This is a genomic window from Flavobacterium solisilvae (assembly GCF_012911605.1).
In the GTDB taxonomy this organism is placed as follows: domain Bacteria; phylum Bacteroidota; class Bacteroidia; order Flavobacteriales; family Flavobacteriaceae; genus Flavobacterium; species Flavobacterium solisilvae.
Genome location: NZ_JAAMPT010000195.1, coordinates 1 through 21,915, shown reverse-complemented (window position 1 = coordinate 21,915; position 21,915 = coordinate 1). Strand labels below are relative to the sequence as shown.

Sequence of the window (21,915 nt, the reverse complement as noted above, 5' to 3'; positions counted from 1 at the left end):
TTGTGTTTTTACCTTTGAAAAAAATACAATGAAAATGATTAAAAAATTATCTTTATTTTTCCTCTTTTTTTCTACGCTTTCTTATTCGCAAGTTGTTATTAATGAATTGGATTCTGATACACCTTCAGTTGACGATAAAGAATTTATAGAATTAAAATCTACAACGCCTAATTTTCCTCTTGACGGATATGTTTTAGTTTTGTTTAATGGAACGGGAAGTTTAGCTAATTTAAGTTATTATGTTATTGATTTGGATGGCTTAACGACTGATATGAACGGTATATTAACTATTGGAAATAAGTTTGTATCTCCCGTTCCTGATAGATTATTGCCAGAAAGTATTTTTCAAAATGGCCCTGATGGTGTTGCGCTTTATTTAGGTTCTTCCTCTGATTTTCCTAACAATTCTATGGCAACAACAAATAATTTAATTGACGCCATTGTATATGGAACAAACGATCCTGATGCAACTTCTTTAATGACCTTATTGGGAGTAACCGTTCAATTAAACGAAAGCGGAGCTGGTCCAAGTACGGCAAACTCTATCCAACGAAAAAATGATGGAACTTACGAAATAAAACCTCCAACTCCTGGCGCAAATAATGACGGAAGTGGTTTTGTTTATAATGGAATAACAATAACAACTTCGGCTACTCAAGTGAATGAAGGTAATTCCTTTTCGATTACATTTACAACCCAAAATCCGGTTACTACCGATTTATCTTTTTCATTTTCATTGAATAACGGAACATTTAACAGTAGCGATTTCACAGGTTCAACCGATATTACTATTCCAACAGGAACAACCTCAATTTCAAGAACAATTACTACAGTTGATGATACTTTGGACGAAGGCGATGAAGTTATCGTTATTAAATTCAACGCATTGCCATTTGGCTACAACCGATTAAATGATTTCATAGAAATTAGAGTAGTTGATAATGATTTTATTGTTTCACCTTTTGGAACGCCATTAGCACCAACGTATGGAATTGTTCAAAGTACAGCACCAACAGGTTACTACGATTCGCTTGAAGGTTTGGCTGGCACAGCTTTAAGACAAGAATTACAAAATATTATTGCAAATCCAGCTGTTGTTAGAGCGCATACCTATGGTGATATTGCAGAAATTTTAAAATCGGCTGACCAAAATCCATTAAATAGTAACCAAGTTTGGTTGATGTATGTAGAAAGTCCAAGAGCAAAATTAGAATATCAAACAGGAAGCATTAGTACTGGAAAATGGAATCGGGAACATATTTATCCACAATCTCGCGGTGGTTTTTCTAATGCAACTTCTGATACAGCTGATGGAATAGATATTTGGCTTCCAACAAGTGCTAATGACATTGTTGCAGGTCACGCTGATGCTCATCATCTAAGAGCTGAAGATGGACCAGAAAATACCAATAGAAGCAATAAAGATTATGGATTAACTGGCTATAATGGTCCAAATGGAAATCAAGGTTCGTGGAAAGGCGATGTTGCTAGAGCTTTATTTTATATGGCTGTAAGATATAATGGATTAGAAGTTGTTAATGGCGATTTACCTGATACAACTGTTGGTCAAATTGGTGATTTAGCTTCGCTTTTACAGTGGAATCAGCTTGATGCAAGTGACGATTTTGAAATGAATAGAAACAATTACATCTACACTTGGCAATACAATCGAAATCCATTTATCGATTATCCTAATTTAGCTGATTATATTTGGGGCTTAAATGCTGGTCAACAATGGTTTTCATCGCTTTCTACTCCCGAAAATCAATTGGCAACAATTGTTTTATATCCAAATCCAGCCAATGAAAGTTTTTCGGTTTTTGGTATAAATCATGATGCCGAAATTGAACTATACAATAATTTAGGAATGAAAGTTTTACAACAAAAAATTCAACCCGAAACTACAATAACACCAAATTTAAGTTCAGGTGTTTATGTTGCAAAAATTAAAGTAAACGAAACTATTTTGGTCAAAAAAATAATATTGAAATAATAAAAATTTTTCATCCACAAAAAAACCTTTCATCGCTGAAAGGTTTTTTTGTGGATTAATTTACTTTATTTTAAATATAAGACTTTCGCTAGGATTCAACGTTACTTTTACAACGCCTACTCCATTTTTAACATTCAGCGAAGATTTGCTTCCGTATAACTGTTCGTTTAAAGCATAATTTCCATCTTTTAATTTCCATTCTTTAATAATATCGGCTGGAATTTTTAAATCAAAAGTTGCTTCTGAAACCCAAGAAAAATTGGTCGTAATGATTAATTTTTCATCTTTAGAATATCTTACATACGAATAAATTCCTTCTTTATAACCTTCGGTTTTATCTCTATTTACCGATTGAATTTCTGAAAATTTACCCATCAAAGCATTACTTTTTAATGTAAAATTCAACAATCGTTTGTAGAAATCACGCAACGATTTTTCACTATCTGATAATTTTCCACCGTCAAATTTTCCACCATTCATCCATCGTTGATGATTTGGAACGCCAACATAATCAAAGATTGACGTTCTAGAATGTGTTCCAAATCCGCCATTTTCATTTCCAGCTTCGCCTACTTCTTGACCAAAATAAATCATCGTTGGTGATGTACTTATTGTTGCCGAAACAACCATCAGCGGTTTACCTTTTTCTGGTGTTCCAGCAAATTCTGGACTGGCCAATCGTTGCTCATCATGATTATCCAAAAAATGCAACATATGATGTTCAATATCTTTCATTCCGTTTTGAATGTTAGACAATCCATCAGGTAATTTTCTTCCTTGAATTACATCTTTTAAGTAATCATATGTTTCCACTTTATCATACAAATAATCCATTTTTCCTAAGTTGATATAATTTCGGTATTCGTTAGGATTATACACTTCTGCTAATAAAAAAGCATCTGGATTTTTCATCTTAATTGCTGAATTCATAAAACTCCAAAACTCATACGGAACCATTTCTGCCATGTCATAACGGAAACCATCAACACCTTTTGCTGTCCAAAACAAAGCAATATCACAGAATTTCATCCACGAACTTGGAACACTTTTATCTTTCCAAAATTCAAAATGTTCTTTGTATGATTTTTTATCAAAACCAGCTGGAAGTTCTGGAAAATCTTTACTTCCATCAGGTCGAACGCCATAATTTACTTTAATCGTTTCATACCAATCATTGATGTCTGGTTTTGCTAATCGCGAACCATTTCCAGTCCATTTTGCTGGATTTTCATCAAATTTCCCATCAATTAAAGGATTTTTTTCTCCGTTTAAAGGTTTGTAATTATCCGATGTTGGCACTTGAAAAGCTTGTCCCGGAATGTAATAAAAGTTATTATCACGAGCATATTCAACCGAAGTATTGTCATCGGCACCAAAATCACGAACACCTTTTGGATTGTTTTTTCCTTCGTATTTTCGAGCAATATGATTGGGAACAATATCTATCAATAATTTCAATCCATTTTTATGAGTTCTTTCGATTAAAGCTTCAAATTCTTCCAATCTTTTTTCGGGATTTACAGCCAAATCAGGATTAACTTGATAATAATCTTTCACAGCATAAGGCGAACCTGCACGACCTTTTACCACTTCGGGATCATCATTAGAAATTCCAATTGAAGTATAATCGTTCACCAAAGCATGATGCGGAACTCCAGTGTACCAAATATGAGTTACACCCAACTTTTTAATTTCACTTAAAGCTTTATCGGTAAAATCATTAAATTTTCCAACACCGTTTTCTTCAATCGTTCCCCAAGGTTTGTTAGTTGTATTTTGATTTCCAAATAATCGGGTAAAAACTTGATACACTACGGTCTTTTTTGGTTGATTATCCGATTTCTTTTTGCTTTTCATCTCGGTAGTATTTTTTGTTTGGGCTGAAGCAACACTTATCAAACAAGTAAGTGTAAATGCTAATAAATATTTATTTTTCATAGTATTCAGTATGTCGCCAATTTCAGCGAAAAGTGATAAAGACAAATATAGAAAAAAGATTGAAATATCTTGCATTATAAATTATTCTTAATAACAACTTGTATTGCTGCTATTTTCATAAATTTGCTCAAAATTATAACACTTGAAAAAGCTACTGTTTCTTTCCATAGGATTACTTTGCTGCTTGTTTACTGTTCAAGCTCAAAAATCATCTAAAATTAAGATTGAATATTCTGATTTCTCCGACATTAATCAAGAGGAAATTCCAGATGCGTTATTACTTCGAGGCAATGTTAGAGTTAGCCATGAAGGTGTAGTTTTTACTTGTAACAAAGCTTATTATTTTCAAAAAGAAAATTATATCAAAGCGTTTGGCGATGTACAAATGGTTCAAGGTGACACGCTTTTCTTGAACAGTAAATATGCTGAATATAGCGGCGAAGTAAAAAAAGCATTTGCAACCGGAAATGTTATCATGCGTTCACCCGAATCGACTTTGGTTACCGATACAATTAACTTTGATAGAAATGTTCAAGAAGCATTTTACAATACACACGGAACAATCACAAATAGAGAAAACACATTAAAAAGTAAATCGGGACGATATTATGTAGCGCAAAAAAAGTTTCAGTTTTTAACCGCAGTAACGATTACAAATCCTAAATATGTAATCAAATCCAATCATTTGGATTATTACACAAATTCTGGACATTCCTATCTTTTTGGACCATCAACAATTACCAGTAAGGAAAACTATATTTATACCGAAAAAGGATTTTATGACACCAAAAAGAACGTCTCCTTTTTCAAGAAAAAATCGTATATAAAATACAAAGACCGATTGATTGAAGGCGACAGTTTGTACTATGATCGAAATCGAGAATTTGCATCGGCAACCAATAACGTAAAAATTACTGACACCATCAATAAAGGTTTGGTCAAAGGTCATTATGCCGAAATTTATCGAAATCTAAAAACCCAAAAAGATTCCATGATGATTACTAAACGTGCCGTTGCGATTACCTTAGTCGAAAACGATTCGATGTATATTCACGGTAAAAAAATGCTCATCACAGGAAAACCAGGAGAAAGAATCATCCGTGCGTTTAACAATGTTCGTTTTTACAAAACCGATATGAGTGGAAAATGTGATTCTATTCATTCCGACCAAAAAACAGGTTTGACCAAAATGATAAAAAATCCAATTCTTTGGAATTACGAAAACCAAATGACTGGCGACATTATGCATTTAATTGGCAATAATAAAACCGAAAAACTCGACTCGTTGAAAGTTCTAAATAATGCTTTTATTATTTCAAAAGACACATTAAGCACTGGATTTAATCAGGTGAAAGGACAAAATCTCTACGGAAAATTTGCCGACAACAAACTCAAAGAAGTTGACATAGTTAAAAATGCCGAAGTCATTTATTATATGCGAAATGACCAACAAGAACTCATTGGCATTAACAAAAGTACTTGTAGTAGTATCAACATGATTTTGGAAGGAAATACTATTGAAACCATTACCAATTTCAACCAGATTGAAGGCGATATTTATCCCGAAAAAGATTTACCCGAAAACACTCGAAAACTTCGCGGTTTCATTTGGCGTGGAGATGAACGAATAAAAACGAAAGATGACATTTTCCCACCCGAAGAAAACGAAATCGATACCAAAATTCAAGCGGCAAAAGCAAAAAATGAAGCAAAAGAAGACAAACCGCTTGAACCTAGAAAAGAAACTTTGGATTATGATAAAAACAATCCTAAACCAGTTGTGAAATAGTTCTTTTTTGTCACACTGAGCGCATCCCGAATTTTCGGAAGAAGTGTCTTCGCAGAGTATATTTTTAGTTATGAAACAAGATTTCTTAAAATACCAAGCACAAACTTCTCCTTATCCATTAGGAATGGAAGTTTCATATGCTGTTGGTTCCTATATTTACGATTCAAATAATAAAAAATATCTAGATTTTGTTGCTGGAGTTTCTGCTTGTTCACTCGGACATCAACATCCGCGAGTAAATCAAGCTATTATCGATCAGTTAAACAAATATTCTCATGTGATGGTTTATGGCGAATATGCACAACATCCGGCGGTGGAATATTGCAAATTATTGGTTCAAAATTTACATCCAAGTTTAAACAAAGTCTATCTGGTAAACTCAGGAACCGAAGCTTGCGAAGGTGCATTAAAACTCGTTCGTCGTGTTACTGGAAGAAGTCAATTAATTTCTTGTCACAATGCCTATCACGGAAACACAATGGGTTCGATGAGCGTTATGGGTTTTGAAGAACGCAAACAAGTTTTTCGTCCATTGATTCCCGATGTTGATTTTATCACTTTTAATAACGAAGCCGATTTAGAAAAAATCACAACCAAAACCGCCGGAATTATTCTCGAAAGTATTCAAGGTGGCGCAGGTTTTATCGAACCTAAAAATGATTTTTTGGCAAAAGTAAAAAAACGTTGTGAAGAAGTTGGCGCACTGATGATTATTGACGAAATCCAACCCGGATTTGGCAGAACAGGAAAACTATTTGGTTACGAAAACTACAATGTCGTTCCCGATGTTGTTATTATTGGAAAAGGAATGGCTGGCGGAATGCCTGTTGGCGGATTTATTGCCAACGAAAAGTATATGGATTTGTTAACTCACGATCCAAAACTCGGACACATCACCACTTTTGGCGGACATCCTGTCATAGCGGCAGCAAGCCTTGCAACCTTACAAGAAGTCTTAGAAAAAGACTATACAACACAATCTTTAGTAAAAGAAAAGTTATTTAGAACACTTTTGGTACATCCTTTGATAGAAGAAATTAGAGGAAAAGGGTTAATGCTTGCCGCAATGACCAAAAACGCCGAAATTACCAATCAAGTGATTTTAAAATGCCAAGATAAAGGATTGATTTTATTTTGGTTGCTCTTTGAAGGATGTGCCATAAGAATTACGCCACCGCTAACAATTTCCGAAGAAGAAATCAAAGAAGGTTGTGCAATCATTCTGGAAGCAATGGACGAAGTAATGAATGATACCATAGATGAGTAAATACATTAAATATATATTACAGTTATTTTGCTTATTACTATTTATTGTTTTTACCATATATTTTTTGTTACCATTTGCTCAAAAATCAGCAGATAGTCATTCAGTAACAAATGATTTTTTGACAATATTATTTTTTGTGTTATCAATTTTAGCATTTGTTTTATTGATTTACAAAATTTCAAAAAGACATCAATTTGTCAGTATCGCAATTTTGATTTTATATTTTGTCACATTTCTATTTTTTTGGTTTAAATTTTGCAATATTGTTTGTTACAGCTGTTCTCAAGGATAAACCAAAATTTAAAAAATTGTTAATTAAATTGTTTACAACAATAATGTTGTTCAATCAAAAAAAGACCACATTTCTCTAATTTTATTAAGGATAATTTTAACACCTATCATTATGCACTTGGATCACGACGAAGAAGACTACAACTTATCCTTATCGAAGTTTGAATCGATGTTGAAAACCAACAAAGTATTCTTTTTCGATTCAGAGGAATTCGAGGAAATCATCCTGCATTATCTCGATATGGGCAAAGCTACTTTAGCCAAAAAAGCGTTAAAGTTAGGACTGGAACAACATCCAAAATCTACCGGATTAAAATTAGTTCAAGTAGAAATGCTGGTGTATGATGATAAATTAGATCAAGCAGAAAAGTTATTAAACGAACTTTATGCTATCGAACCTACTAATGAAGAAATTTTTATCCAAAAAGCCAATATCTATTCCAAAAGAGATCAACACGAAAAAGCTGTTGAATACCTAAACATTGCTTTAAAATATACTGATGATTATGCTGATGTGTACAATTTAATCGGGATGGAATATCTTTTTATGGACAATCTGGAACAAGCAAAACAAAGTTTTATTAACTGTTTAGAAGAGGATATTGAAGACCAATCGGCGTTATATAATGTTGTGTATTGCTTTGAATTTTTAGACCAAAACCTTGAAGCGATTGAATATCTAAAAACCTATATTGACAGAAATCCATACAGTGAAATCGCTTGGCATCAATCTGGACGTTTATATTATGGACTAAAAGATTATGAAAATGCCGTTCGTGCTTTTGAATTTTCAACCTATATCGATGAAGAATTTATCGGTGCTTTTATGGAAAAAGGAAAAGCATTGGAACGTTTAAAAAGATATGACGAAGCCATCGAAAGCTATGAAAGAACTATCGAATTAGATGATCCTACTTCGTATGCTTTACTTCGCATAGGAAAATGTTATGAGAAGTTAGGCAACAAAGTGGAAGCTTTAAAATATTTCAACAAAACGGTTCACGAAGATCCACTTTTAGACAAAGGCTGGATTGCTATAACCGATTTTTATGTTCGTCAAAAAAACTTCCAAAAAGCGTTGTATTATGTAAACAAAGCTTTGGCAATTGATGACCAAAATCGTTTGTATTGGAAACGTTTTGGAACCATCAACAAAGCAATGGGTAATTTTGAAGAAGCCGAATTTGGATACCGAAAAGCCGTTGAATTTGGCGATTATCAATTGGACACATGGTTATTTTGGGCTGATATGATGCATCAAATGGGCGAATACAATAATGCTATTTTAACACTTATTCAATCGGCGGAATATTTTCCTGAAGAAGCCGAAATCGAATACCGTTTGGCTGGATTGCATTTGTTATTAAACGAAACCGAAAAAGGAAATTTCCACCTTAGCAACGGATTACGATTGAACGCAAAACATCAGACTTTATTAAAAGAAATGTTTCCAACCATTTGGGAAAAACCATCGGTTCAGGAATATATTGCGAAACACACTAAATAATGAACAAATTCATTTTTTTGCTTTTAGTATTTTCTACAACATTTGGTCAAAACAAAAAAGAAAATACCAGCAAGGATAAAATTTACAACCAAAACGAGTTAGACGAAAATGCTGACTATATAAAAGGAAACGAATTGCTTTATGCTGAAATTTATCGCAATTACAAAAATCCTAAAGCGTTAGAAAAAAACAATATAACAACATGTTTTATTGCAATTTCTTTTACAATTGAAAAGAATGGAACAATCAGTAATTTAAAATCTATCCGAGATTGTGGATTTGGTTCAGGTGAAGAAGCAATTAGAGTTATAAAAAACATCAAAGGATGGAAAGCAGGAAAGATTAAAAACAAAGCTGTCAGATCTTCATATACAATTCCCATACATTTAAGAAATTTAGAATGAGAAATCAATATGGTTTAATTGGCAAAAACATTTCCTATTCGTTTTCTAAAAAGCATTTCACCGAAAAATTTGCTTTAGGAAATCTTGACGGTTATGTTTATGAGAATTTCGATTTGCAATCCATTGAAGATTTTCCAAAACTGATAACGGATAATCCTGAGTTAAAAGGATTGAATGTAACCATTCCGTATAAAGAAGAAATCATTCCGTACCTGAACAAATTATCAAAAAAAGCAGCACAAATCGGTGCCGTAAATGTTATTCGTTTTACAAAAAAAGGAACTTTAAAAGGTTACAATTCCGATTATTATGGTTTTAAAAAATCATTACAACCATTATTGCAATCGCATCATAAAAAAGCATTAATCCTTGGAACTGGTGGCGCAGCGAAAGCCGTAGCTTTTGCCTTGAATGAACTTGGAATTCTTTACACCTTTGTCTCTCGCGAAGAAAAAGAAGGCATGATTGATTACAACCGAATTAACGCTACAACATTTGATAATTATCACATTATTATCAATTGCACACCATTGGGAACAAGCCCAAATATTAAAGATTTTCCACTTTTACCATATCAATTTTTCACCGAAAAACACATCGCTTTCGATTTAATATACAATCCGGAGGAAACACAATTCTTGAAAAAAGCTAAAAAGAAAGGCGCAATAACTAAAAACGGTTATGAAATGTTGGTTTTTCAAGCAGAAAAAGCCTGGAAGATTTGGAATAAAAAATTTTAATAAACATAAATTTGTATATTTATATTCAAAAAATTTCTTTATACAAAATAATTAATAAATGCTATGCGAATAGAAGCTATAGATACTCAAATAAGCGTAGTTGAAGAACCTCAATTGGAGATCTCTTATTTTTCAAAGTCATCTATTAAACCAAATAAAAGAGAAAAAAAAGAAATATTAAATGTACTTTCTCTCTTTTCGGGTTGTGGTGGAATGGACTTAGGTTTTGAGGGTGGATTTTCTGTTTTACAACAGTCAATCAACGAAATTTTAACACCAAATTTCATTGACAAGAAATTTAAAAATGGATTTGTTCAACTCAAAAAAACAAAATTCAAAACCGTTTTTGCTAACGATATTTTGACTGATGCAAGAAATGCTTGGGTTAACTATTTTTCAAAACGCGGACACAATGTAGAGGATTTTCACAAGGAAAGTATTGTTGATTTAGTAAAAATGTATCACAATGGCTTGAATGTTTTCCCCAAAGAAGTAGATGTTGTAACAGGTGGATTTCCTTGCCAAGATTTTAGTATAGCAGGAAAACGAAACGGTTTTAATTCACACAAAAATCACAAAGGTGAACTTATCGAAAACAAGACGGCATCCATTGAAACTCGCGGACAGCTTTATATGTGGATGAAAGAAGTGATTGAAATTACACAGCCGAAAATTTTCATTGCAGAAAATGTAAAAGGTTTGGTAAATCTTGGTGATGTAAAATCAATTATTCAAAATGACTTTTCATCAGCTAACGGAAACGGTTACATTGTACTTGATCCGCAAGTTTTACATTCGGCAGATTTTGGCGTTCCACAATCAAGAGAAAGAGTAATTTTTATTGGTATCAAAAAATCGGCTTTGAAAAAATCGGCTTTGGCAGAATTAGAAAAAGAAACGATTTCAGAGCAATACAATCCTTATCCAAATCCAACGCATTCTTATACGGTAGAAGGTGAAAATTTGAAACATTTCGTTCAGTTAAAAGATTTATTTAAAAATTTGGAAGAACCTGAAAATACAGAAGATTTATCCCAAAAATTTTATTCAAAAGCAAAGTTTATGGGAAAACATTGTCAAGGACAAACTGAAATAAAATTAGAAGGAATTGCACCAACAATTCGTTCTGAACATCACGGAAATATTGAATTTAGAAGACTTTCTTCTGTAAATGGTGGAAAAATAGAAAAGGAATTAAACAATGGATTAACCGAAAGAAGATTAACACCAAGAGAATGTGCATTAATCCAAACATTTCCGCCAGATTATGATTTCGTTATCGAGAATAAAAATGGTAGAAAAGGTTCATATTTAGTTAGTCCATCACAAGCGTATAAAATTATTGGTAACGCAGTTCCACCACTTTTGGCTTACAATTTAGCCAAGAGAATTGAAGATGTTTGGGACTTATATTTTAAGAAATAAGAATGATAATTTCAGTAAATTCAGATCCAAATAGAAGTGAATTTGATTTGTTACTTGGTTCGACCATTGACGAGCTGAATATTCACGCAAAAAAATCAACAAAGAAAGTTGCAACACTTTTAGGAAGAAATCTTGAGCCTTACGTAAGAGATGTGATGACAGATTTAGCTGTTGGAACCATATTTGAAAACTCAATAGAATTAATTGGCGGACAAAAATTTCCAGATATTATTGCGAAAAAATATTACGGAATTGAAGTAAAAACAACCACACAAAACCATTGGAAAACAACAGGAAATAGTGTATTGGAAAGCACAAGAGTTGATAATGTCGAACGAATTTATATGTTGTTCGCAAAACTTGCGAGTCCGATAGAATTTCGTTGTCGTCCATATGAAGAAGTCTTATCAGAAGTTGTAGTTACACATTCACCACGATATTTGATAGATATGAATTTGGAACATGGCAAAACCATTTTTGACAAAATAAATATGCCTTATGACACCTTACGAAAAAAAGAAAGTCCAATCAAACCAATTGTTGATTATTATAGAAGTAAACTAAAACCAGGCGAAGAACTTTGGTGGATGGATAATCAAACAGATGTTGGAGGGTTAAAACTTCGCTTTTGGAATAATATTAGTAAAAAGGAAAGAGATAATTTATTAGTTTTAGGAATGATTTTTTTTCCAGAAATATTTGGAAAGACACAGGACAAATTCAATAGGTTTGCATTTTGGTTAGTTTCAAAACATAATATAGTTTGTCCTAACACAAGAGATCCATTTACGGCAGGAGGCACGAATGATTTTTCATTTAATACGAGAGTTTATCCAAAAGTTTCTAGGATATTTTTGAACTTGTTTAACAATATTCCAAATATCATTGAAACAATTTTACAAACATCAGCGTTTGAACTTTCGGAATATTGGGAAACTAAAACGACTGAAAAAACAAAATTTTTTGATTGGATAGATTTAGTTTCTGAACATGCAAAGAAAATTCAAGATACAAAGCATTTGGACATCAAACAAATATTAACAGAACTTTCTTTGAGATAGCTGAAATGATATCAGTAAAAAAGATAGTATCCAAACCATGAACATCAAACTAATCGCCATTGGAAAAACCGACAACAAATCGTTACAAACCTTAATTGACGATTATACCAAACGTTTGTCTTTTTACATCAAGTTTGATTTAGAAATCATTCCGGATATTAAAAACGTAAAGAATTTATCCGAAAGCCAACAGAAAGAAAAAGAAGGCGAATTGATTTTAGCCAAACTCACTCCTACTGATCAATTGATTTTGTTAGACGAAAACGGAAGTACTTTCTCGAGCATGAAATTTGCGGATTATCTACAAAAGAAAATGAATTCTGGTGTAAAAACTTTGGTTTTTGTCATTGGCGGACCATATGGTTTTAGCGAGGAAGTTTACAAAAAAGCACAAGGAAAAGTTTCGCTTTCTGAAATGACTTTTTCACATCAAATGGTTCGGTTATTTTTTATTGAACAATTATATCGCGGATTTACAATTTTACGAAATGAACCATATCATCATCAATAGTTGAAAGTTTCGAGTTTCAAGTTCAAAGTTTTCAAATTCAATACACAAACTCTTTGGTATAATTAATAGTCAAGCCTAATTTAGTTATCACTATTTTTTTAGTCTTCAACCTATATTTTAAATAGTTTTCAAAACTCAAATTTTTATCATAACCAATAAAAATTTCACTTTCTCTTTCAACTTTCAAATTATTAAAATATTGCTCTAACTCTTGTTCTGATAATTGTTGATTGTTAAAAAAAATCTTCCCGTCTGCTTTAAAATAAAGTGTATTCAATCCCAATGTTGCTTTATCAAAAACATATTCAACATCAACTAGTGGTAAAAAAGCCAACGTCTTCTTCTTTTTATCCATATAGGTAAAATAGTTTTCAGTACCTTCTTTTTTATGTGAACTTTTCTCTTTTTTGGCTTGCAGTTTTTGAATTTCAGGAATAACCAATTTCAACGGCAATCGCTTGTCGATATTAAACAACCAATTTGTCGAACTAATAGAATTACTTCGGTTTACATCAATCAAAGTATCTTTTCCATTAGTTTCAAAAAACATAAAAATCGGTGAATGATCTTTGACATCAGCCACAACCGTTTCATTCAATTGAGGCAATTGGATTTCTTTTTTCCCGCAAGAAAACAACGAAATTAACAACAAAGCAATTACTATTTTTTTCATATTTAACCAATTAAACTATTGCACAATTTCACACATTCCATTGCTTCTTTTACATCGTGAACTCTGAGGATTTTTGCTCCTTTTTGTAACGCAATGGTATTTAAAACAGTTGTTCCGTTCAAAGCAAATTCAGCCGAAGTTTCAAGTGTTTTGTATATCATCGATTTTCTGGAAACACCTACAAGTAAAGGCAATTCAAGCATTTGAAATAATTCTAACTTGTTCATTACTTCAAAATTTTGTTCTAATGTTTTAGCAAATCCAAATCCTGGATCGATGATTAAATCATTTATCCCTAAACTTCTTGCCTGCACTACTTTTTCTGAAAAATAAAACAACATTTCTTTGACTATATTTTCATATTGAGCCAAACTTTGCATCGTTTGCGGATTGCCTTTCATATGCATCATAATATACGGAACTTGAAGTTTGGCAAGGGTTTGCATCATATCTTCATCCAAACTTCCGGCAGAAATATCATTAATAATACAAGCGCCGTTTTCAATGGCTTTTTTTGCCACAGTAGCTCGAAAAGTATCTACAGAAATCAACGTTTCAGGGAAATTTTTCAAAATTAATTCGATAACAGGAATTAATCGACTAATTTCTTCATTTTCAGAAACAAATTCGGCATTGGGTTTACTGGAATATGCTCCAACATCAATAAACGTTGCGCCGTCAATCAGCATTTTCTCCACTTGTTGCAAAATGGAATTTTCATCGGAATATTTTCCGCCGTCAAAAAATGAATTTGGCGTAATATTGAGAATTCCCATTACTTTGGGCGAAGTTAAATCGATTAAATTTCCTTTACAATTGATAGTCATTTCTATTTTAAGATAGTTATAAGATTTAGTACTTTGAACTTCAATCTTTATTCTTTACTTTTGACGCTAGACCTTTTGGGTTGAACCAACAAAGCAAAAAATTTGACACAAAGATACATCGAAATGAGTACTACTTCTCAAGAATATGACAAAGTTATCGCTATTTGCCGACAACTTTACATCAATAAAATGAAAGATTATGGAAGTGCTTGGCGAATATTAAGATTGCCATCATTAACCGACCAAATATTTATCAAAGCACAACGTATTAGAAGTTTACAGCAAAACGAAGTTCGTAAAGTTGACGAAGACGAAACTGGCGAATTCATCGGGATTATCAATTATTCCATCATGGCGTTAATTCAATTGGAACTTGGCGTTGTTGAACAACCTGATTTGGACGTTGAAAAAGCTACACAACTTTATGACGAAAAAGTAGCATTAACCAAAGCATTAATGGAAGCTAAAAATCACGATTATGGCGAAGCTTGGCGCGAAATGCGCGTGAGTTCGTTAACCGATTTGATTTTACAAAAACTACTTCGCGTGAAGCAAATTGAAGACAACAAAGGAAAAACTTTAGTATCTGAAGGCATTGATGCTAATTATCAAGATATGCTGAATTATTCAGTATTTGCGTTGATTTTAATGGGATTTGGACAAAAAAATTAAACTAAAAATTATGTCAAAAAACAATATCGCTTGGGGAATTCGAATTGTAATTTCATTTTTATTCTTGCTTTCAGCTGTAGCAAAATTATATCCATCGGCTTATTTTGCCATTTCAACATTTGAAGTAAAACAATTATATCCAATGGGATTTTCGGAAGGTTTTGCGCCTTATTTTTCCCGAATTCTTATTGGAATTGAATTTGCACTTGGGTTTTTATTACTTCAAAAAAACTTTCTGAGAACAATTGTCATTCCGGCAACGATTTTATTATTAGCCGTTTTCACTACGCATTTAACGATTGAAACGTTTATGAATGGTGGAAATTCCGGTAATTGTGGTTGTTTTGGAAGTTTGTTACCAATGACACCGATTGAAGCTATAATCAAGAACGTTTTAGCAATGGCTTTATTGGTTTGGTTGTTTATTATTTTGCCAAAAACTATTGAAAAAGGACATAACTTTTGGGTTTTAGCAACGGTAACATTGGCATCCATTTTAGCCTTATTTATGGTAGCACCAATTCAACCAGTTGTTGCTGAAACTGTAGAACCAGAAATCAACTCGGTTTTACCCGTAATTGATACTACAATGACTTCAATTCCTGCTGTTGAAACGCTAAAAGATACCACTTCCATCAAAACAGATGCAACTAAAAAAGTGGAAAAAGAAGTTGAAAAAGTAATCGACGAACCTGCGAAGAAAAAATCTGGATTTGCTCAATATTTCTCGACTATCGATAATGGAAGAAAAACACTTGCTCTTTTTGTTCCGGGTTGTGATCATTGTCGTGATGCGGCAAAAGAATTAACCGATTTAAGAAAGAAAACTAAAAATTTTCCAGAAATTTCAATTATCTTTATGAATGAAGAAGCGGAATTAATACCCGACTTTTTTAAAGCAGCTGGAGCTGAATATCCTTATAAAATTATTGAAGTAATACCGTTTTGGAAAGTTTTAGGTTCAGGACGCGATACGCCAGGAATTAAATACCTTTGGAATGGAAATGAATACAAATATTATGATGGAATTAACGCCAACAAATTTGACGTTCATGATTTTGAAAAACTAATCGCAAAACCCTACAGCGAACTAAAAAAATAAATTATGAAAAAATACATTTCAACCCTTTTATTGGCTATTGTTTCTTTTTCTTGTTCCAAAGCGCAAGAAAATAAGCAATTTACCAAAGATGCTTTGTCAAAAAACTTGACAACAGTAGAAAACAAACAACTTAATTTTCGTGAAATACTAAAAAAACACGAAGGTAAAGTCACCGTTATTGAAGTTTGGGCTTCTTGGTGTGGCGATTGTGTAAAAGCAATGCCAAAACTCAAAGAATTACAAGCCAATCATCCTGATGTTGATTATGTATTCATTTCTATGGATAAAGAATTTGGAAAATGGCAAGCCGGAATTGAAAAACACGAATTGAAAGGCGACCATTATTGGGCAGAAGACGGAATGAAAGGCGAATTTGGGAAGTCTATAAATTTAGATTGGATTCCAAGATATATCATACTGGATAAAGATAATAAAGTTGTACTGTATCGTGCGATTGAAACTGATTTTGAAACTATCAACACTACTTTAAAAAACCTAAAATAATGAGAAAAAAAATTGTTGCCGGCAACTGGAAAATGCATAAAAACGCCGAGGAAACCGAAGATTTATTGAACGATTTAATTGATAAACTTCCTAATGATGTTGAAGCACAAATTATTGTGGCACCAACTTTTGTAAACTTGGCCTCAGCAGTTGATCATCTTGAGTTTACTAATATTGCGGTTGCAGCTCAAAATATGCATCAGGCAGAAGCTGGCGCATTTACCGGAGAAATTTCGGCAAATATGTTGAAAAGTATTGGTGTAAACACGGTAATCATTGGTCATTCAGAAAGAAGAGCTTATTTTAACGAAACTGATGCTTTGCTTGCCAATAAAGTTTCGACAGCTTTAAAACACGATATGGTTGTTATTTTCTGTTTTGGTGAAGAATTGAAAGATAGACAAGACAACCAACACTTTAATGTTGTAGAAAACCAACTTCGCGACGGATTATTCCATATTGAGAATAAAGATTGGGAACAAATTGTGTTAGCATATGAACCCGTTTGGGCCATTGGAACCGGAGAAACTGCTTCACCTGAACAAGCTCAAGAAATGCACGAATTCATTAGAGAAACCGTTAGAAAGAGATATGGAAATGCAATTGCTGAAGACGTATCAATACTATATGGTGGAAGTGTTAAACCAGAAAATGCTGGCGAAATATTTTCTAAACCCGATGTTGATGGTGGATTAATTGGTGGTGCAGCACTTAAAGCTGAAGATTTTGCTAAAATTGTAGAAGCGATTTAATTCTACTAAAAAATAGAACTCTAAGAAACCTTTCATGAATTTGAAAGGTTTTTTGCTTATTTTTACCTGCCACAAAATCCACAAATTAATTATGAAATCAAAATTAACGCTATTATTTCTGCTATTGCTTAGCGTAAAATTTTATGGACAAATCGACAACCAAAAACGATTTCAATCGGATACGCGTAAATATTATGTTTGGGATGTTTTTGAAAAAAAATATGAATTAAAAGAAACTGAATACGAACATTCCATCATCGACATTCGTGAAATTGGCTCAAAAACAAACGGTTACATTGTTATCAGCATGCTTGATAATGGTTTAACTCGATTGCATCATGGTTCCATTTACAGCTATACAAAAACAAGCGAAAAAGAAGGAACATGGTTCTTTAAGTCAAAAACTAGCAAAGCCAAATTAACTTATAACCCAGAAGAAAACACGATAACCTATTTGTATGATGCTGATAATGAACGCTACAATAGATTGATGATTTTCAATGTTTATCCAGATGAAATTCCTGACTCTCACTTGAAGACTATCACAAAAGTGGAGTAATTTTTTTTTGCAAATAAGTTCAAAATCGAATGCTTGATACTTACCTTTGCAAAAAAAATATATCATGTCAAACATCTATTTAGGATATCACTTTAGCGTTCAACCCAAAGAACTTGGTTCAGAAATTTTAATTGCCGAATTGGGCGAAAAACCGTTTGAAAGTTTCATTGAAACCGAAGATGGCTTTAGTGCTTATATTCAAAAAGAGCTTTGGACAGAAGATATCTTGAGTGACATCAGTATATTAAACTCTGATGAATTTGTTATTACCTACACGATGGAAGAAATCGATCAAGTAAATTGGAATGAAGAATGGGAAAAAAACTTCGAACCCATTGATGTTGACGGAAAATGCCATGTTCGTGCACCATTTCATCCAAAAACTGATGCTCAGTTTGACATTGTTATTGAACCTAAAATGAGTTTTGGCACTGGTCATCATGAAACTACGCACATGATGATACAACATTTATTGGAAACCGATGTTAAGAACATGAAAACTCTTGATATGGGATGTGGAACCGCTATTTTGGCCATTCTTGCTGAGATGAAAGGTGCAAAACCTATTGATGCTATTGATATTGATAACTGGTGTTACCTCAACTCTATTGAAAATGCTGAACGCAATAATTGCAAAGAGATTACGGTTTATGAAGGCGATGCTGCTTTGTTAGCAGGTAAAAAATATGACTTGATTATTGCTAACATCAACCGAAATATTTTGTTGAACGACATGCAACAGTATGTTGATTGTTTAAATAAAAACGGTATTCTGTTATTGAGCGGTTTTTATACTGAAGATATTCCTTTTATTGATGCATCATGTACTGAAAAAGGATTGACTTATGTTAAAAAATTTGAAAGAAACAATTGGGTTTCATTGAAATACACTTTTTAAAGTTTAATGGTTAATGATTAATTTTTAATAAATTAGATGAAAATGAGTACGATAGAAAAAGTTCAAGAAGACGTTTTAGTTGATGAATTAACGGGAGTTAACAACGAAATTGTTTTGTATAACGACGATGTAAATACTTTTGACCACGTTATCGATACGCTAATCAGGGTTTGTAAACATACTGCTGAACAGGCGGAACAATGTGCTATACTCGTGCATTATAAAGGGAAATGTACTGTAAAAACTGGTCATTTTGACGAATTAAAACCTCAATGCACTCAACTTTTAGAAGCTGGTTTGAGCGCTGAAATCATATAAATTAAATTCCAAAAAATAAATTCCAAATTCCAAGCTGGTTGCTATGGAATTTGGAATTTATTTTTTACAATCTTATCCTTTGAACTTCCAGTCAAATTCGTCGTTGTCTTTGATAATTGCGCCTACTTCGGCACGGATGATGGTATTGAATTCGGCTTGAAGGATTAGCCAGTTGCTTTCATTAAAGTGATTTTCTGTGCTATCAAACTCTTCTACTTCCCAGGTGGTGAAAGGCAAATCTGCTTTTATTTGTTCTATATTCTTCCCTATTACTGTTTGGTTTAAAACGGTTGCTTCTGCATTGGAAGTAATGATGTATCCTAAACGATAGTCTTCGTCTTCATAGAAGGTTAAACGGAGTTTTTGGTCATTGTAGAGGTAAATAATGTTACCATCGTCGTCGTTAAACTGCTTGCTGGGTTTTCCGTAAAGGGCTTCAACGTCTTTTTGTTTCATGCCAAAAAGGAGTTGGTCTATTCCGTTTTTTAAATTGATAATCATTGTAGGACTGTGGTTTTATTTTGGTCAAAGATATTTATTTTTATAGTAATGGTATAAAAAAACCGCTTCACTATGGAAGCGGTTTTAGGTAACCCAATCTAAACTTATATAATATCAATCAATCGTTTTGGTTTTGGTAATGCTTCTTCTTTTTTAGGCAAAGTTATTAGTAGTACTCCGTTTTCATAGACGGCATTGATGGCGTCTGTATTTACGGTTTCGGGTAGTGTAAATGCTCTGCGGAAGGATGTATAGCTGAATTCTCTTCGGGTATAGCGACCGTTGTTCTCGGTTTGTTCGGTTTCGTTTTTGGTTTCGGAAGAAATGGTTAATACATTGTGGTCTATCTCAATGATGAAGTCTTCTTTTGTTTTTCCTGGTGCTGCCAGCTCTAGGCCAAAGGCGGTATCGGTTTCTTTGATGTTTACGGCTGGAATATTTGGTGCATAGTTTTGCATTCCGCCAAACCAATCTGGTTTTAGAAATTCATCAATGATAGATGGTAGATGTACTGTGTTTCTTTTTACTAAGTTCATAGCTTTATGATTTATGTTAAACAATTTTTTACTTATGCTTAGCTTTTAACAAAGGATGTACCAGTGTGTTTTTTAGGTCATTTTGACGGAAATTCATCGCTTTATTGGTAGTAAAAATGAAAAAATGGCGGTTTTAACATTGTTTTAACTGACTAATTTTCAGTAGCATACCGAATATACTGTATTTACTTTTGTTATTTTCTTGTTTTACTTATATTTGGATTGAATGAACTTTTAAATCTTTAGTATGAAAACTAGTTATCTCCCTTTGTTGTTGTTATTCTTTTTGACGGCTTGTTCTAAATCGCAACCGCAGGATCCTATTCCGGTGCATGATAGTTTTAAAATGGTATCAAAACATGTTGGTGAAACCCGTGTTATCAATGTTTGGACACCGGCTGATTATGCTAGTTCTACTGATTCGCTTCCTGTATTGTATATGGCGGATGGTGGTGTGAAGGAGGATTTTCCTCATATTGCTAATACGCTTGCGGAATTGATTAAGTCTAAAAGTATTGCTCCTATTATATTGGTTGGTATTGAAAACACGGTTCGTAGAAGGGATTTGAGTGGTCCAACTGTGGTGGCTAAAGATAAAGAGATTGCACCGGTTGTAGGCGGTTCAGCTAATTTTAGAAACTTTATTAAGGATGAACTTATTCCTGAAATTACTAAGAAATATAGAACGACTAAGGAAAAAGGGATTATTGGGGAGTCGTTGTCTGGATTGTTTGTGATGGAGACTTTTATGCAAACTCCTGAATTGTTTGACTTTTATATTGCTTTTGATCCATCGCTGTGGTGGAACAATCATTATTTGGTAAAGAATGCTAAGGAAAGCTTGGCTAAACTTCCGGCGGAGCACAAGAGATTATGGTTTGCTGGTTCTAGTGCTGGTGATATATCGGTTCACACGAATAGTCTTGCGAAGGTTTTGGAGAAAGAAAGTCCTAAAACCTTGGTTTGGAAGTATTCTGATGAGCCGAAAGAGGAGCATTCTACTATTTTTAGAGCTACCAAGGTGAAGGCGCTGGAATGGTGCTTGGGGAAGGAAGGAATTTAGAGGAAAGAGACAAGAGGAAAGAGACAAGATGTTGCGGGTTTCGGGTTGCGGGTTTCGGGTTGAGAGATGGGAGTTGGGAGTTTGGAGATGGAAGTTGGAAGGTAGAATTCAGGATTTAGAAAATAGAGAATAGATTTAAGGTCGTTGAATTCGCATTTAAGGTCGTTGAATTCGCATTTAATGTCCCCAAATTCGCAATTAAAGTCTCCAAATTGCCATCTTTTTCAACATAATCACAATCAATTTAAAATCAAAAAACCTCCAAAAGACCTATAAACACTACTATTATGCTGCGTTGTAGCAATACTATTCAGACTTAAACCTGTCTAACTGGTCTGCAAAGGGTTGATTTTGCTGGGTTTTTGGATTTTAGGGGTTTTTGCGCAAGGTTTTTGCCTCGGATTGCTCTGATTTTTATCGGATTGATTGCGTTGCATGGTGACGTCGAGTTCTATTCTTTTTCCTGATATGATACCGACTTGACGGTTTGTGGTTTCAAAATCTACTCAAGAGAAGATAAGGTTATACAGACTGCTTTTTAAACTTGTCAGGTCAAGTGCAAAAATTCATCAGGACGAATTACT

22 protein-coding genes are annotated in these 21,915 nt (G+C 33.3%); 17 read left to right on the top strand and 5 right to left on the bottom strand.

Annotated elements, in window-relative coordinates:
- Nucleotides 1-34: 34 nt before the first annotated feature.
- Nucleotides 35-1,993, top strand: coding sequence for an endonuclease (locus G6042_RS02610; RefSeq protein WP_235933174.1), 1,959 nt, complete (start codon nt 35-37; stop codon nt 1,991-1,993).
- A 60-nt stretch (nt 1,994-2,053) separates the two neighbouring features.
- On the opposite strand, the gene G6042_RS02605 is transcribed toward G6042_RS02610, so the two are convergent.
- Nucleotides 2,054-3,931, bottom strand: a complete 1,878-nt coding sequence (locus G6042_RS02605) for an alpha-amylase family protein (RefSeq protein WP_169522707.1) — start codon at nt 3,929-3,931, stop codon at nt 2,054-2,056.
- 142 nt (nt 3,932-4,073) lie between these two features.
- Here G6042_RS02605 and G6042_RS02600 point away from each other — a divergent pair, with 142 nt between their 5' ends.
- From G6042_RS02600 to rlmH, 8 genes are all read left to right on the top strand, one after another.
- Nucleotides 4,074-5,720 (top strand): OstA-like protein, encoded by a 1,647-nt coding sequence (locus tag G6042_RS02600; protein WP_169522706.1) that lies wholly within the window; start codon nt 4,074-4,076, stop codon nt 5,718-5,720.
- Nucleotides 5,721-5,790: 70 nt separating this feature from the next.
- Complete coding sequence (locus G6042_RS02595) at nt 5,791-6,987, top strand: aspartate aminotransferase family protein (protein WP_169522705.1); 1,197 nt, start codon at nt 5,791-5,793, stop codon at nt 6,985-6,987.
- Between the two features lie 403 nt (nt 6,988-7,390).
- Nucleotides 7,391-8,785, top strand: a complete 1,395-nt coding sequence (locus G6042_RS02590) for a tetratricopeptide repeat protein (RefSeq protein ID WP_169522704.1) — start codon at nt 7,391-7,393, stop codon at nt 8,783-8,785.
- Nucleotides 8,785-9,189 carry an energy transducer TonB gene (locus tag G6042_RS02585; protein WP_169522703.1) on the top strand — a complete coding sequence of 135 codons (405 nt, stop codon included), beginning with the start codon at nt 8,785-8,787 and terminating at the stop codon, nt 9,187-9,189. The genes G6042_RS02590 and G6042_RS02585 overlap by 1 nt, the downstream gene beginning before the upstream one ends.
- Entirely contained in the window at nt 9,186-9,929 is a 744-nt protein-coding gene (locus G6042_RS02580; RefSeq protein WP_169522702.1) for a shikimate dehydrogenase family protein, read from the top strand. The genes G6042_RS02585 and G6042_RS02580 overlap by 4 nt, the downstream gene beginning before the upstream one ends.
- A 63-nt stretch (nt 9,930-9,992) precedes the next feature.
- Nucleotides 9,993-11,354, top strand: coding sequence for a DNA cytosine methyltransferase (locus G6042_RS02575; protein ID WP_169522701.1), 1,362 nt, complete (start codon nt 9,993-9,995; stop codon nt 11,352-11,354).
- Nucleotides 11,355-11,356: 2 nt separating this feature from the next.
- The gene (locus tag G6042_RS02570; protein WP_169522700.1) at nt 11,357-12,415 is read left to right on the top strand and encodes a hypothetical protein; all 1,059 of its coding nucleotides are present in this window, start codon (nt 11,357-11,359) and stop codon (nt 12,413-12,415) included.
- Nucleotides 12,416-12,452: 37 nt separating this feature from the next.
- The gene (gene rlmH, locus G6042_RS02565; RefSeq protein WP_169522699.1) at nt 12,453-12,926 is read left to right on the top strand and encodes a 23S rRNA (pseudouridine(1915)-N(3))-methyltransferase RlmH; all 474 of its coding nucleotides are present in this window, start codon (nt 12,453-12,455) and stop codon (nt 12,924-12,926) included.
- Nucleotides 12,927-12,963: 37 nt separating this feature from the next.
- Here rlmH and G6042_RS02560 read toward each other — a convergent pair whose 3' ends face one another.
- Nucleotides 12,964-13,599: a hypothetical protein gene (locus G6042_RS02560; RefSeq protein WP_169522698.1), complete on the bottom strand. Its 636-nt coding sequence runs from the start codon at nt 13,597-13,599 to the stop codon at nt 12,964-12,966.
- A 2-nt stretch (nt 13,600-13,601) separates the two neighbouring features.
- Nucleotides 13,602-14,426 (bottom strand): dihydropteroate synthase, encoded by an 825-nt coding sequence (folP, locus tag G6042_RS02555; RefSeq protein ID WP_169522697.1) that lies wholly within the window; start codon nt 14,424-14,426, stop codon nt 13,602-13,604.
- A gap of 123 nt (nt 14,427-14,549) precedes the next feature.
- On the opposite strand from folP, the gene G6042_RS02550 reads away from it, so the two are divergent.
- The 7 genes from G6042_RS02550 to G6042_RS02520 all read left to right on the top strand — a co-directional run bounded on the left by G6042_RS02550 (nt 14,550) and on the right by G6042_RS02520 (nt 19,231).
- Nucleotides 14,550-15,098, top strand: coding sequence for a DUF1599 domain-containing protein (locus tag G6042_RS02550; protein ID WP_169522696.1), 549 nt, complete (start codon nt 14,550-14,552; stop codon nt 15,096-15,098).
- A gap of 10 nt (nt 15,099-15,108) precedes the next feature.
- Nucleotides 15,109-16,200 (top strand): MauE/DoxX family redox-associated membrane protein, encoded by a 1,092-nt coding sequence (locus G6042_RS02545; RefSeq protein ID WP_169522695.1) that lies wholly within the window; start codon nt 15,109-15,111, stop codon nt 16,198-16,200.
- A gap of 3 nt (nt 16,201-16,203) precedes the next feature.
- The gene (locus G6042_RS02540; protein WP_169522694.1) at nt 16,204-16,704 is read left to right on the top strand and encodes a TlpA family protein disulfide reductase; all 501 of its coding nucleotides are present in this window, start codon (nt 16,204-16,206) and stop codon (nt 16,702-16,704) included.
- Nucleotides 16,704-17,456 (top strand): triose-phosphate isomerase, encoded by a 753-nt coding sequence (tpiA, locus tag G6042_RS02535; RefSeq protein ID WP_169522693.1) that lies wholly within the window; start codon nt 16,704-16,706, stop codon nt 17,454-17,456. The genes G6042_RS02540 and tpiA overlap by 1 nt, the downstream gene beginning before the upstream one ends.
- Nucleotides 17,457-17,547: 91 nt before the next feature.
- Nucleotides 17,548-18,015: a hypothetical protein gene (locus G6042_RS02530; protein WP_169522692.1), complete on the top strand. Its 468-nt coding sequence runs from the start codon at nt 17,548-17,550 to the stop codon at nt 18,013-18,015.
- 64 nt (nt 18,016-18,079) lie between these two features.
- On the top strand, nt 18,080-18,913 hold the full coding sequence (gene prmA / locus G6042_RS02525; RefSeq protein ID WP_169522691.1) for a 50S ribosomal protein L11 methyltransferase: 834 nt from the start codon (nt 18,080-18,082) through the stop codon (nt 18,911-18,913).
- Between the two features lie 42 nt (nt 18,914-18,955).
- Nucleotides 18,956-19,231: an ATP-dependent Clp protease adaptor ClpS gene (locus G6042_RS02520; RefSeq protein ID WP_169522690.1), complete on the top strand. Its 276-nt coding sequence runs from the start codon at nt 18,956-18,958 to the stop codon at nt 19,229-19,231.
- 72 nt (nt 19,232-19,303) lie between these two features.
- Here G6042_RS02520 and G6042_RS02515 read toward each other — a convergent pair whose 3' ends face one another.
- Nucleotides 19,304-19,732, bottom strand: coding sequence for a hypothetical protein (locus G6042_RS02515; protein ID WP_169522689.1), 429 nt, complete (start codon nt 19,730-19,732; stop codon nt 19,304-19,306).
- Nucleotides 19,733-19,836: 104 nt separating this feature from the next.
- A complete protein-coding gene (locus G6042_RS02510) occupies nt 19,837-20,268 on the bottom strand; it encodes an Hsp20/alpha crystallin family protein (protein WP_169522688.1) in 432 nt (143 codons plus the stop codon).
- Nucleotides 20,269-20,515: 247 nt separating this feature from the next.
- Between G6042_RS02510 and G6042_RS02505 the strand changes: the two genes are divergently transcribed.
- Nucleotides 20,516-21,331: an alpha/beta hydrolase gene (locus tag G6042_RS02505; RefSeq protein ID WP_169522687.1), complete on the top strand. Its 816-nt coding sequence runs from the start codon at nt 20,516-20,518 to the stop codon at nt 21,329-21,331.
- Nucleotides 21,332-21,915 lie beyond the last annotated feature (584 nt).